General features: G+C 71.6%; 9 protein-coding genes. 7 read left to right on the forward strand and 2 right to left on the reverse strand.

Translation table 11 applies throughout. The annotated features are described in order from the left end of the window. Positions 1–36: 36 nt before the first annotated feature. The gene (locus ABZ215_RS35435; protein WP_020417259.1) at positions 37–1,425 is read right to left on the reverse strand and encodes an FAD-binding oxidoreductase; all 1,389 of its coding nucleotides are present in this window, start codon (positions 1,423–1,425) and stop codon (positions 37–39) included. Positions 1,426–1,723: 298 nt separating this feature from the next. Between ABZ215_RS35435 and ABZ215_RS35440 the strand changes: the two genes are divergently transcribed. The 7 genes from ABZ215_RS35440 (at position 1,724) to ABZ215_RS35470 (ending at position 12,208) form a co-directional block, all read left to right on the forward strand. After that, positions 1,724–3,109, forward strand: a complete 1,386-nt coding sequence (locus tag ABZ215_RS35440) for an MFS transporter (RefSeq protein ID WP_354954739.1) — start codon at positions 1,724–1,726, stop codon at positions 3,107–3,109. Continuing rightward, complete coding sequence (locus ABZ215_RS35445; RefSeq protein ID WP_354954741.1) at positions 3,110–3,862, forward strand: alpha/beta hydrolase; 753 nt, start codon at positions 3,110–3,112, stop codon at positions 3,860–3,862. It abuts the gene before it with no gap. After that, positions 3,859–5,478 (forward strand): FAD-dependent monooxygenase, encoded by a 1,620-nt coding sequence (locus tag ABZ215_RS35450; RefSeq protein WP_354954743.1) that lies wholly within the window; start codon positions 3,859–3,861, stop codon positions 5,476–5,478. The genes ABZ215_RS35445 and ABZ215_RS35450 overlap by 4 nt, the downstream gene beginning before the upstream one ends. A gap of 19 nt (positions 5,479–5,497) precedes the next feature. Next, positions 5,498–7,600, forward strand: a complete 2,103-nt coding sequence (locus tag ABZ215_RS35455; protein WP_354954745.1) for a hydantoinase/oxoprolinase family protein — start codon at positions 5,498–5,500, stop codon at positions 7,598–7,600. An 11-nt stretch (positions 7,601–7,611) separates the two neighbouring features. After that, positions 7,612–9,930, forward strand: coding sequence for a hydantoinase B/oxoprolinase family protein (locus tag ABZ215_RS35460; protein WP_354954747.1), 2,319 nt, complete (start codon positions 7,612–7,614; stop codon positions 9,928–9,930). 282 nt (positions 9,931–10,212) lie between these two features. Next, positions 10,213–10,773 (forward strand): hypothetical protein, encoded by a 561-nt coding sequence (locus tag ABZ215_RS35465; protein WP_354954749.1) that lies wholly within the window; start codon positions 10,213–10,215, stop codon positions 10,771–10,773. 1 nt (position 10,774) lies between these two features. Then, the gene (locus ABZ215_RS35470) at positions 10,775–12,208 is read left to right on the forward strand and encodes an NAD(P)/FAD-dependent oxidoreductase (protein ID WP_354954751.1); all 1,434 of its coding nucleotides are present in this window, start codon (positions 10,775–10,777) and stop codon (positions 12,206–12,208) included. Between the two features lie 143 nt (positions 12,209–12,351). On the opposite strand, the gene ABZ215_RS35475 is transcribed toward ABZ215_RS35470, so the two are convergent. After that, on the reverse strand, positions 12,352–12,966 hold the full coding sequence (locus ABZ215_RS35475) for a helix-turn-helix domain-containing protein (RefSeq protein ID WP_354954753.1): 615 nt from the start codon (positions 12,964–12,966) through the stop codon (positions 12,352–12,354). Positions 12,967–12,987: the final 21 nt, after the last annotated feature.

A 12,987-nucleotide genomic window follows, 5' to 3' on the forward strand; every position in this document is an offset into this window, starting at 1 on the left:
GCCGCCGAAGGGGACGGGGCCCGCGGGCCGGCTCGGTCAGGCGGGTCCGGCCATCGGCAACGGCGTGGCGGAGAAGACACCGTCCGGGTCCACCGCCGCCTTGATCCGCTGCAGGCGGGGCAGGTTGTCCCCGTAGACGTGGGGGATCTGGCTGGTTGCTTCCGGCCCGAGCAGGTTGGCGTAGCCACCCGGGAAGGCTTGCCCGGCCAGCCCCGCGGATGCCGCGTCGGCCCAGCGAACGACGTGCTCGCCGCTGTCCTGCGCCGGGTGGATGCCGATGATCTCGGCCATGAGGTGCGGCCGGCGCAGCGCGAAGGCGGTGTCGGTGGTGGAGACCCTGGCCGCGGCGCCGTGGAAGTGGTGCAGGGTCAGCCCGGACATCGGTGTCGGCAGCCGGCCGCCGAATCGCTCGACGACGCCGATGACGTCGTCGGTGAGCCCGGGCACCGAGCGGGTGCGGATGGTGACGTGCCTGCCGTCGGGGAACATCGCGTCCCGCGCGGCGATCGCCGCGGCGTAGGGCGCGGTCTCCAGTTGGGTGAGCAGGGGATCGCCGAGCCGGGTCAGCGCCATCACCGGACCAGCGGGGTCTTCGCCCACCGCGGCGTCCCCCGCCCAGGTCGGCAGCACCAGGAGCGCGGGCGAGCCGTCCGGTACGGCGATCGCACCGACTTGGATCGTCAGGTCGTCGGGGGCGTCGTGGTGCGCCTCGCGAACCCGCTCCAGCACTCGCGTGGCCTGGTGCCAGGGATAGAGCACCAGGCCGGTCATCACGGAGGGCACGGCGTGCAGCCGGACGGTCATCGACGTGACGACCCCGAAATTGCCGCCTCCGCCGCGCAGTGCCCACAGCAGACCGGGATGCTGGTGCTGGTCCGTGCGCACGACCGATCCGTCGGCCGTGACCACCTCGGCGGCCAGCAGGTTGTCCGCGGCGAGGCCGATCCGCCCGGCCAGCGGACCGTAACCCCCGCCGAGGGTCAGCCCGGCCACCCCGACCGTCCCGATCGTGCCGGTCGCGGCCACCAGGCCGTGCGCGCCGGCCGCGGCCAGCAGGTCGTTGGCCGACGCGCCGCCACCGACTTCGGCGGTCCGGGCGCCGGGATTGACCCGGACGTCGCGCAGTGGCCGCAGATCCAGCGTCAAGCCGCCGTCGGACAGGGCACGGCCGGCCCAGTCGTGGCCGCGGCCGCGCACCGTGAGCGGGAGGCCGAATTCCCGTGCGGTGCGCACACCGGTGACCACGTCGGCGGTGGAGTTGCAGGTCAGCACGATGGCGGGCCGGCGCCTCACCGCGGCGTTCCACAAGGTGACGCCCTCGGCGTAGCCCCTGCCGGAAACGTGAATCTGCTGGGCGGGCAGGAGGGCGCGCAACGCGCGCTGCGCCGCGGCGACCGAGGAGTCGTCGCCAGTGTGACCGGGCATGGGTTTCCTTCAGTGAGAGAGGGGAGCAGAATGAGCAAGACCGAACGTTCTATCTCATGTATGTAGTGCTCACTCTAACACGAGATCGGAGGATGCCGCGGAGTTGCCTGTTCCATCCGTTGCACGTCCCGAGATTCTGCTGTGGACGGCCGAGGGGTGAGCACTAGTCAACCCCTCCTCGAGCTTGTAGAGTGAACGCTACATACAGCGCGCGTCGAGTGGCTCTTGTCAGCCGCGTTCCACTGCCGCCCGGGCTCTACCGGGGCCTGACCGACCGTCGCAACGAAGCGAGGTTCCCTTGAACGTTCTCGAAGAGGTCAAGAACTCACCGATGAGCCGGGCCCAGGTCGGTGCGGTCTCCCTGTGCCTGGTGATCAACCTGATCGACGGGTTCGATCTCCTGGTCACGTCCTTCATCGGGCCGGCGATCACCCGCGAGTGGGGTCTGTCCCCCTCGGCGGTGGGAGTGCTGCTCAGCGGAGGACTGGCCGGGATGGCGTTCGGCGGGCTCTTCCTCGCGCCCCTCGCCGACCGAATCGGGCGACGGCGCCTCACTCTCGGCTGTCTCGCCTTGGCCGCACTGGGCATGCTCGCCGCCTCCGTGTCGCAGGACCTCGGCCAGCTCCTCGTCTGCCGGCTCGTCACGGGCGCGGCGGTGGGCGCGATGGCGGCCAGCCTGCCGGTGCTCACCTCGGAGTACGCGAACCACCGGCGCCGGGGGCTGGTCGTCGCGCTGATCACCACCGGGTACGGTCTTGGCTCGTTCGTCGCCGGGATCGCCTCGAGCCTGCTGCTGGGCCCGTTCGGCTGGCGAGCGGTCTTCGTGTTCGGCAGTGCCGCCACCGCCGTCCTCTTCGTGGTCGGGCTGCGGTACCTGCCGGAGTCGATGGACTACCTCGTCGCACGCCGGCCGCGCCAGGCCTTGGACAAGCTGAACCGGATCCTCGCCTCGATGGGCCGCGCCCGCGTCGAGGACCTGCCCTCGGCACCTCCGGCCTCGGTGTCGCGCAAAGTGGCGCTCGATTCGTTGTTCCGCGGAGGCAACGCCCTTCGGACGGCGCTGGTCTGGGTGGCGTTCATCGCGGCGCAGATGACGTTCTACTTCGCGAGTTCGTGGACTCCCAGCCTGCTGCTGAAGGCCGGCATGTCCGGCCAGCAGGGCATCAGCGGCGGCGTTCTCTTCAGCATCGGTGGTGTCACCGGCGCGGTCCTGCTGGGATTGCTGGTTTCCCGGGTCGGGCCGCGGCGGCTCACCGCGGCCTACTTCGGCATCGGTTCCCTCTTCCTCATCCTGTTCTCCGTGTCGTTGTCGACGCTGGCCACCGCACTGGTCGTGGCCGTGCTCGTCGGAGTGTTCCTCAACGGCGCGATCTCGGGGATGAACGTCATCATCCCGAACCTCTACCCGGCCGAAGCCCGCGCGACGGCGCTCGGTCTGGCGGTCGCCGTGAGCAGGCTCGGTGCCGTCCTGGCGCCCCTGATCGCCGGTTTCCTGCTGCAGGCGGGCTGGGCCCCCGGCTCGATGTTCCGGATCTTCGCGATCCCCGGCGTGATCGGGGCTCTCGCGGTGCTCCTCCTCGTCCGGTTCGGACGCACCCGGCCTGGAGATCATCCTGCGCGGACTCGGCATGCGGGTGATGGCACCGACCTCGTCGCGACGTACGATCCACAGAGGAGGCGGTAGGTGCCGGCCACATCAGATCTCGTGCTGCTCCACGGTGGTGGACCCGGCGTCGACGCGGCGAGCAACTGGTCGGGCGTGCGGCCCCGGTTCGAGGGTGAGTTCCGCTGCCTGGCGCCCGATCTCCTCGGGTTCGGGACGCGGATCGCCGGGACGGGCGGGCTCGCCGGGCCGCGTGCCTGGGCGCTGGCCCGCGCCCGGCAGGTACGAGACCTCCTCGACCAGCACGGCCTGGAGCGCGTCCACGTGGTCGGCAACTCGGCCGCGGGCGGGGCCGCGGCATTGGCGTTGCTGTCGATGGCGCCCGAGCGGGTCGGCCGCGCGGTCGTCATGGGCGGAGCCGGGACGGGACCACTGCCGCGCGCGATTCCGTTCTACGACAACCCCACCAAGACCTCCATGCGAGCCACCCTCGGCCGGCTGGTCGCCGACGAGCACGTCCACGAAGAACTGCTCGACGAGCTCACCGAGCTCCGGCTGAGGCAGGCACTCCGCCCCGGCGCCGAGTCCGCGTTCCGGTCGATGTTCGCCGACGTCGTGGACGGCCCGCCGCCGGTCGACCTCGGGAAGATCACGACCCCGGTGCTCGCACTGCACGGGGAGTGCGACCGGGTCTCGCCGCCCGAGGTCTCCGAGCGCCTGGTCGCGTCCCTGCCCGATGCCCGCCTCGAAGTGGTGGCCGGGGCGGGGCACTGGATCCACGTCGACCGGCCGGACGAGTTCTGCAAGCTGGTAGGGGAGTTCCTGAGCGCATGACACAGCACAGCGAGAACCTGGCCGATGTCCTGGTCGTGGGCGCGGGGCCCGCCGGCCTGACTCTCGCCATCGACCTCGCGCAGCGCGGCGTCCCCTGCCACGTCGTGGAAGCGACCGAAGAGCGGGGTGTGAACCCCCGGTGCAACACCACCTCCGCGCGGTCGATGGAGATCTTCCGGCGGCTCGGGCTGGCCGGCGAGATCCGCCGGGCCGGCCTGCCCGGGGACTACCCCACCTCGATCCACTACCGGACGACCCTGGCCGGCGAGGAGATCTACCGGATCGATCTGCCGTCCGCGCGCGAGGTCCTGGCCGGCGAAGGCAAGGACGGCTGGCCGACGCCGGAGCCGCAGCACCGGATCTCGCAGCTGTACCTCGAGCCCATCCTGGAGCGGCACGCCGGCACGCTCCCCGGGCTGACCCTCGAGCGCGGCACCCGGCTGGTCTCGCTCCGGCAGTTCGACGACCACGTCGAGGCGGTGGTGGAGACCGCGGGCGAGCGCCGCGCTCTGCGGTACGCGTACGTGGTCGGCTGCGACGGCGCCCACAGCACCGTCCGCAGGCAACTGGGCATCCGGTACGAAGGCGTCGACGCGATCCAGCGGTTCGTCTCGACCTTCGTCCGCTCGCCCGAGCTGGGCCGGCTCGCCGCCCGCGACCCGGCCTGGACGTACTGGACCTACGGCCGCCGGATCGCGTCGCTGATCGCGATCGACGGCGAGTCGCTGTGGCTCAACCACGTGGCCTTCGCCCCTGACCACGACACCGGGGGCGAGGACCCGGAACAACTGCTGCGGGAGTCCGTGGGGAAGCCCGTGGAGCACGAGGTGCTCGGCGTGGTGCGCTGGACCGGACGGCGGCTCGTCGCCCGGCGGTACCGCGCGGGCCGGGTTTTCCTGGCCGGGGACGCCGCCCACATCTGGATCCCCGTGGGGGGATTCGGCATGAACGCCGGCATCCAGGACGCGGCGACCCTCGGGTGGATGCTGGCGGCCGTCCACCACGGATGGGCGCCACCGGAGCTGCTGGACGCCTACGAGGCGGAGCGCAAGCCGGTGGGCGAGCAGTTCGCCACGGCGGTCGGCGCCCAGGCACGCACGTCGTTCGCGGACGTCCCGCCGGAGATCCACCTGCCCGGCCCGGACGGCGAGCGGGCCCGCGCGGACTTCGCCGAGCGGCTCGCCGTCACCGAGCCGCGCCGGTATTCACCCGACGGGTTCAGCTTCGGCTACCACTACGCGGGCTCGCCACTGGTGGTCGGCGGCGGCCACGCCGAGATCACCATGGGGGACTACCAGGACCGGGCGCGGCCGGGGTTCCGGCTGCCGCACGCGTGGCTCGACGACGGCCGGTCGGTGCTCGACGTGCTCGGCCACGGCTTCACCTTGCTGCGCGTGAACCCGCGGGCCGCGACGACGTCCTGGACCAGGGCCGCCCGGGTACTCGGCATCCCCCTCGCCGTCGTGGACCTGCCCGGACGGTGGCCCGACCGCTACCCCGCCGAGTTGCTGCTCGTCCGCCCGGACCAGCACGTCGCCTGGATGGGTGGTGCGGAGGCCAGCCCCGAGCAGCTCCTGCGCACAGTCACCGGGCGCGTCCCCGCCCACCAGCGGTAGAGAACACCAGGAGAAACGCATGCCATACGCACTGGGCATCGACGTCGGCGGCACGTTCACCGACGCCGTCGCCTCCGACGGCGCGGGCCGGATCGTGTCGGCCAAGACGCCGACGACCCCGCCCCACCGCGAGGCCGGGGTCATGCGCGCGATCGAAGACCTCGCCGCCGAGCTGGGCATCGACGTCGGCGAACTGCTCTCGCAGACCGACTACATCGCGCACGGCACGACCGCCTCGATCAACGCCCTGGTCCAAGGCCAAGTCGCCGATGTCGGGCTGATCGCCACCAAGGGCCACCGGGACGCGATCTACATCATGAACGCCGAGGGCCGCACGCTCGGCCGGTCGGCCCACGAGATCCAGGACACGCTCCGGCAGCGCAAGCCCGCGCCGCTGATCCCGAAGTACCGGGCCCTGGAGGTCACCGAGCGGATCGACCACGCCGGACGGATCCTGGTACCGCTGGACGAGGACGAGGTCCGCCGGGTCGCACAGGCCCTCGTGGACCAGGGGGTGGAGGCGATCGCGGTCTGCCTGCTGTGGTCGTTCAAGAACGGCGTCCACGAGCAGCGTGTGCGGGAGCTGGTCCACGAGATCGCCCCGGACATGTACGTCACGCTGTCCTCGGAGGTCAGCCCCCGCATCCGCGAGTTCGCGCGGACCTCCACGACGATCATGAACGCCCAGGTCGGCCCGCGGTTGCGCACCTACCTGCTGCCGCTGCAGAAGCGGCTCGAGGAAGGCGGGCTCAAGGGACCGCTGCTGGTCATGCAGAGCGAGGGCGGCACCATCACCGCCGACCGGGCCCCCGAGCACGCCATCACGACGGTCGGGTCCGTGCTGTCCGGCGGCGTCGTCGGCGGGATGCGCCTGGCCGGGCAGCTGGGCCACCGCAACGTGATCACCACCGACGTCGGGGGCACGACGTTCCTCGCGGGACTGATCGTCGACGGCGAGCCGGTCATGGCGCCGGGTTCCATCGTCAACCAGTTCCCGATCAACGCGGCGACGATTCGCGTGCACACCATCGGCTCCGGCGGCGGGGCCCTCGCGTCCGTGGACGAGGGCGGAAACCTCCGGCTCGGCCCGCAGAGCGCCGAAGCCGTGCCCGGTCCCGCGTGCTACGGCAACGGCGGGACGCGCCCGACGAACACCGACGCCAACCTGGTGCTCGGCATCCTGAGCGAGCGGGGCCTGCTCGGCGGACGCAAGCCGCTGCGGATGGACCTCGCGCGGGAGGCGATCCGCGTGCACGTCGCAGAGCCGCTCGGCCTCACCGTCGAAGAAGCCGCCATCGCCATCCACGAGGTGCAGAACGCGCAGGCGGGCGACCTGCTGCGGCGGGCCGTCGTGCAGGCCGGCTACGACCCTCGCGACTTCGTCGCCTACGCCTTCGGCGGCGCCGGGCCGGCTCACTGCGCCGGTTACTGCCAGGACCTGGGCGTCAGCGAGGTCGTCGTGCCGCTCGGACCGGTCGCGTCCGCCTTCTCGGCGTACGGGCTCGCGGCCTCGGACGTCGCGTTGAGCGCGGAACTGTCCGATCCGTCGTCCTTCCCGGTCGACCACACCGTGCTCGAATCCCACTTCGCGCGGCTCGAAGCCGACCTGCAGCGCGCGCTGGACCGGCAGAAGGTGAAGTTCCACGACGTGTCGTTGCACCGTGAGATCGACCTGCGGTACTCGATGCAGGTCACCGAACTCTCGACCGCCGTCCCGGAAGCGAAGTTCACCGAGCGCACCGGCGAGGAGATCCTCGCGCGCTTCGAGGAGCAGTACGAGCGGGTCAACGGCAGCGGCGCCGGTTACCGGGAGGCGGGCGTGCAGGCGATCACTTACCGCATGCGCGCCAAGGCCGGCCTCGGCTTCCCGGTCGCGCTGCCCGCCGTCCCCGAGGCGGACGGCCCCGACCCGCGCGAGGCCCTGATCGGAGAACGTTCCGTCTGCCTCGACTCGCAGACCGGCTACGTGATGACCCCCGTCTACGACTACGCGCGGCTGCGCGCCGGCCACGAACTCGCCGGACCGGCGATCGTCGACGTCCCGACCACGGTGGTCGTGGTCCCCGCCGGGGTCACCGGACGAGTCGACCACCTCGGCAACCTCGTGCTGCGCTACCAGTGAGGACAGTTCCCATGACATCCAGGATCCCCGGGGCGGACGAGTTCACCAGCCGCCCCATGCCGCGGGAGGAGCTGCTGCGGCAGATCTCGCCCGCCCTGCCCCTGCACCAGGCCGGCGACGCCGAGGTCGACGCCCTGACCTACGAAGTCGTCCGGCACCGCCTGTGGGCGATCACCCAGGAGATGGGGGAGACGCTGCGCCGCATGTCGGGCTCGCACGTCGTCACCGAGTCCAACGACTTCAACTTCTCCATCTGCGACGAGCTCGGTGAGCAGGTCCAGGTCGGCACGTACAACATCGGCCTGATCGGTTCGATGGACCTGGCGATCACCTGGACGCTCCGGCACCGCAGCGACAACCCCGGTATCGCCGAGGGCGACATGTTCCTGTGCAACGACCCATGGATCGGCGGCGGCCTGCACCAGAACGACGCCGCGATCCTGGCGCCGATCTTCCACGAGGGCAAGCTGTTCGGCTGGACGACGGCCATCGCCCACCAGGTCGACCTGGGCGGGCCGCGGCCGGGCTCGTTCAGCCCCTCCGCGCAGGACGTCTTCGGCGAGGCCGTCCCCACGCCGCCGATGAAGGTGGTGCGCGGCGGTGTGCTGCAGCGCGACGTCGCCGACGCCTGGGTCCGCCGCTCGCGGCTCCCGCACCTGGTGGGTCTCGACCTGCGGGCCAAGATCGCCGCCAACAAGAACGCGGCCGAGCAGATCCTGCGGCTCATCGCCAAGTACGGCGCCGACACCGTCAAGTCGGTGATGCGCCGGATGATGGACGACGCCGAGCGCCGGCTGCGGGCCAAGCTCGAGACGCTGCCGGACGGCACCTGGTCCGCGGTCGGTTATCAGGAGCAGTCGCAGACCGGCGACCGCGGTCTGCACGCCATCAAGGTGGCCATGACCAAGGAAGCCGGCACGCTCGTCTTCGACTTCCGCGGCACCGCCGGGCAGACCGGCATCATCAACTGCCCCTACCCGGGGCTGCGGGCCGGAATCGTCTTCACGATGCTGCCGCTGCTGGCCGGGGACATCCCGTGGGCGGCCGGGGGGCTGATGCGCTGCTTCGAGATCATCACCGACGAGGACACCATCACCAACGCGTCCTTCCCGGCCGCGGTCGGCAAGGGACCCTTCGGTCCGGCCTGGGGCTCGGGCAACCTCGTCGCCGAGGTGCTGGCCAAGATGCTGGACGCCGAACCGGACCATCGCACCGACGTGCAGTCCATCTGCAACGGCACCACCGACCTCTGTGTCGTGTCCGGTGTGGACACCCGCGGTGGCGCGAGCAAGGGTTTCGTGTCACCGGTCTTCGACGTCATGGCGGGCGGGTACGGCGCACAGGTGTACCACGACGGCGTCGACACCGGCGGCCGGTTGATCATCCCGTCGGCGCGGGCGCCGGACGTCGAGATGACCGAGTACCTCTACCCGCTCGTCGCCCTGTGGCGCCGCGAGGAGACCGACTCCGGCGGGCCCGGCCGCCGGCGCGGGGGGATGAGCGGCTCGGTCTGCTACGTCCAGCACCCGGACCAGCAGGGGACGATGTCACTGGTGGTCTCCGGCACCGGCAAGGTCGCGAACCAGAACGTCGGCCTGGCGGGCGGTTACCCCGGCAACTCCCAGCTCGACCTGGTCGTGCGCGGGGTGAACCAACCTCAGCTGGCCCAGGCGTCGGTCATTCCCGGCGACCTGGAGGAGCTGGGCGGGGAGATCGAGGTGCTGCCCTGCGAAGGGGAGTCCCACCTGGGGCCGGGCGACGCGCTCTACCTCCATTGGCAGGCCGGTGGCGGGTACGGCGATCCGCTGCTCCGGTCGCCGGAGAGCGTCCGCGACGACGTGCGGCAGGTCCGCGTGACGGCAGACGCGGCCGAGGACGTCTACGGGGTCGTGCTCCGCGAGGACGGCGAAGTGGACGGCGCCGCGACCGAAGAGCGACGCGCGCAGCTGCGGCGGCGCCGCGCTTCCGGCGCTGGGCTGGCCGGTCAGGTCCGGCTCGTGCCTGCCGGTGAGCCGGACCTGACCGGCCTGCGCCGTCTCGACGACAACCTCGCCGTCCGGGAGGCGCCGGACGGCGGCACGGTGCTGTGCGTCCACTGTGGAACCGCGATCGGGCCATTGGCCGGGGGTGCGTTCGTCGCGTCGCTGGCCCGCCGGGACGCGCCACCGACCGAGGCGGGGCCGCACATCTGGCACGACCCGCAGGAGTACGTCGACGCGGAGGTCGTCTTCCGGCAGTTGTTCTGCCCCGGCTGCCTGACGGCGGTGCATTCCCGGATCGTCCCGGTGGATCACCCGCTGCCCGCCGACGAATACCGCAGCTGGGCGTGAGCCGGCAGGACGATCGGACGGCCGGCGGCTGCCTTGCGACGCAGCCGCCGCCGCGAACTGGCTGTGCTACGGCGAGGTTCCGGTCGACGCCGGCTGCGTGAATCCCGTTGTCTCGCAGGAGATCGGCCGCTGCCCCGAGGAGGTGTGACCACGCTGCGGTCCGGAAGTCTTCCGAGTGAGCTAGAACGTTCGGTCTTGACACGGGTCCGCGACCGGTCCAAGCTAGGTCGAGATAGAACGTTCGGTCTTGCGAGCGATTCTCCTCCTGCTGAAGGGATCAAGGTGACTACTGTCGATTCGCCCGCCGTGGGCGGGTTCGCGCCGGCGCTGCGCCGGTTGTATTTCGTGCGGTTCGCGTTCGCCATCGTGTGGGCGGTCCTGGTGTTCCTGACGACCAAGTCGGGCCTGGGGGCCGTCGGCATCGTCCTGGTCGTCCTGTACCCGCTGTTCGACGTGGGAGCGGCCGTCGTGGACGCTCGTTCGGCGAAGGGGACCGGATCGGTCCGCGGGTTGTACGTGAACATGGCGATCAGCCTGCTCGCCACCATCGGCGTGGGCGTCGCGGCGGCCTCCGGCATTCCGGCGGTGCTGCGGGTGTGGGGTGCCTGGGCGATCGTCGCCGGGCTAGTCCAGCTGATCGTGGCGGTCGTTCGCCGGAAGATGGGTGGCCAGTGGCCGATGATCCTCAGTGGCGGCATCTCGGTGCTGGCCGGTGGCAACTTCATCGTCAGCGCCGCCGCCGCGGATCCTTCGCTGTCCGCCGTGGCCGGTTACGCCGTCCTCGGCGGCATCTTCTTCCTCGTTTCGGCGATCCGCCTCGGCAGTGCCGCGAAGGCCGGCTGACGTGGCCACCTACGACGTCATCGTCATCGGCGCCGGCCCGGTCGGGGAGAACGTGGCCGACCGGGTCGTGCAGGGCGGGCTGACCGCCGCGATCGTGGAACGGGAACTGGTCGGGGGCGAGTGCTCCTACTGGGCCTGCATGCCGACCAAGGCGCTGCTGCGCAGCGGAGCGGCACTCCGGGCCGCCCGGCAGGTGCCCGGCGCGCGGGAGGCGGTGACGGGCGACCTCGACGTGGCCGCCGTCCTCCGCCGTCGCGACTCCTTCGCTTCGAACTGGGACGACGAGGGCCAGGTGTCCTGGCTCGAGTCGGTCGGCGTCCCCCTGTACCGGGGACACGGCCGGATCAGCTCCGACCGGACCGTCGAGGTGACCGGCGCCGACGGCGCCACCGAGACGCTGACCGCGCTGCACGCGGTCGTCGTCGCCACCGGCAGCGGCGCGCTGGTCCCGGACATCGAAGGCCTTCGCGATGCGAGGCCGTGGACGAGCCGCGAGACGGTGGCGACCGAGGAAGTGCCGTCCCGGCTCGCCGTCATCGGCGGCGGGGTCGTGGCTTCGGAGATGGCCACCGCGTTCGCCGAGCTGGGGTCCTCGGTCACCATGCTGGCCCGCGACGGCGTGCTGCACCTCAACGAGCCGTTCGCCGGTGAGCTGGTGGCAGCGTCGTTGCGGGACAAGGGGGTTTCGGTGCGCATCGGCGCCGAGGCCGGGTCAGTCAAGCGCAACGACGACGGCACGGTGTCCATCACGCTCACCGACGGCGAGCAGCTCGAAGCCGACGAACTCCTCGTCGCGATCGGCCGCACTCCGAACACCCAGGACCTCGGGCTGGACAACGTGGGCTTGCGGCCGGGCGCGTGGCTCACCGTCGACGAGACGATGCGGGTGGTCGGTGCGGACGGCGCGCCGGTCGGTGGCGGCTGGCTCTACGCCGCCGGCGACGTGAACCGGCGCGTTCTGCTCACGCACCAGGGCAAGTACCAGGCTCGCACCGTCGGCGACGTCATCGTGGCCCGCGCGAAGGGCGAACCCGCTGACGACCGCGAGTGGGGCCGGCACGTGGCGACCGCCGACGAGCGCGCGGTGCCGCAGGTGATCTTCACCGAACCGGAGATCGCGGCAGTGGGTCTGACCGCGGCCGCCGCCGAGGCCGCCGGGCTGCGGATCCGCGTCGTCGACTTCGACCTGGCCGCGACCGCCGGGGCCGCCCTGCACGCGGAGGGGTATCAAGGGCACGCGCGGATGGTCGTCGACGAGGACCGCAGGGTGATCGTCGGGTTCACCCTCGCCGGCCCGGACGTCGCGGAAATGCTGCACGCGGCGACGATCGCCGTGGTCGGCGAGGTGCCGCTGGACCGGCTCTGGCACGCGGTCCCGGCGTTTCCCACCGTCAGCGAGGTGTGGCTGCGGCTGCTCGAAGCCTACGGCCGCTGATCCGCGCCGGTGTTCCGTCCCACCGCCATGCGGGGGAGGGGACACCGGCGCACCTCCTCACTCGCTGGACTGAGCGACGTCGTGACTGTCCTGATCGGACGGAGGCCGGTGCACCTCTCGATGCGCGGCGAGCGCGTGCTGGGTCAGCGTGCCCGAGCCGGCTGGCGTCGGCGGGTCGTGACCGTGGCTTGGTCCACCACGGAGGCGTCGCGGTATTTGAGGATTCCTTCGACGCCGAGGAGGAAGGTTTCGCAGACCGCTTCCGGGTCGGCGAGGCAGCCTGCGGCCATGGCGCCGTCGCGGAGCATGACGAAGTGCCTGGCGTGCGGTTCGGGTTCGGTTTCGCCGGTGGCGGCCATCAGCTCGGTGATCGTGTCGAGGAACCACTGGCGGTGGGTCAGGACGGCGCGGTGGACCGGGTGGTCGGGCGCGGGGTACTCGGCGGCGGCGTTGAGGAAGGCGCACCCGCGGAACCCATCGGAGCGGATGCTGTCGGCGATGGTTCCGGCGACCGCGCGCACGGTGTCGGCGGGGGAGTGCCCGGCCTGGCGCACCGATTCGATCTGGGCGCGGATCAGCTCGTCCGCGGCGGTGAGGTAGGCGACGACCAGGTCGTCCTTGCTGGGGAAGTGCCGGTACAGGGTCGCGCGGGTCACCTTGGCCTCGGCGACGATCCGGTCGATGCCGACCGAGTGCAGCCCCTCCGCGTAGAAGAGCCGGCTGGCTGTCCCGAGCAGCCGGGAACGTGCTTCCGACACCCTGTCACCTGCCTTCCGATC

The organism is Amycolatopsis sp. NPDC006131, assembly GCF_040614175.1.
GTDB lineage: Bacteria > Actinomycetota > Actinomycetes > Mycobacteriales > Pseudonocardiaceae > Amycolatopsis_E > Amycolatopsis_E tucumanensis.

Excerpts from the sequence above, each read along its gene's own strand:
- ABZ215_RS35435 (WP_020417259.1), bottom strand. The coding sequence starts at position 1,425 with ATGCCCGGTCACACTGGCGACGACTCCTCGGTCGCCGCGGCGCAGCGC.
- ABZ215_RS35450 (WP_354954743.1), top strand. The coding sequence starts at position 3,859 with ATGACACAGCACAGCGAGAACCTGGCCGATGTCCTGGTCGTGGGCGCG.
- ABZ215_RS35455 (WP_354954745.1), top strand. The coding sequence starts at position 5,498 with ATGCCATACGCACTGGGCATCGACGTCGGCGGCACGTTCACCGACGCC.
- ABZ215_RS35460 (WP_354954747.1), top strand. The coding sequence starts at position 7,612 with ATGACATCCAGGATCCCCGGGGCGGACGAGTTCACCAGCCGCCCCATG.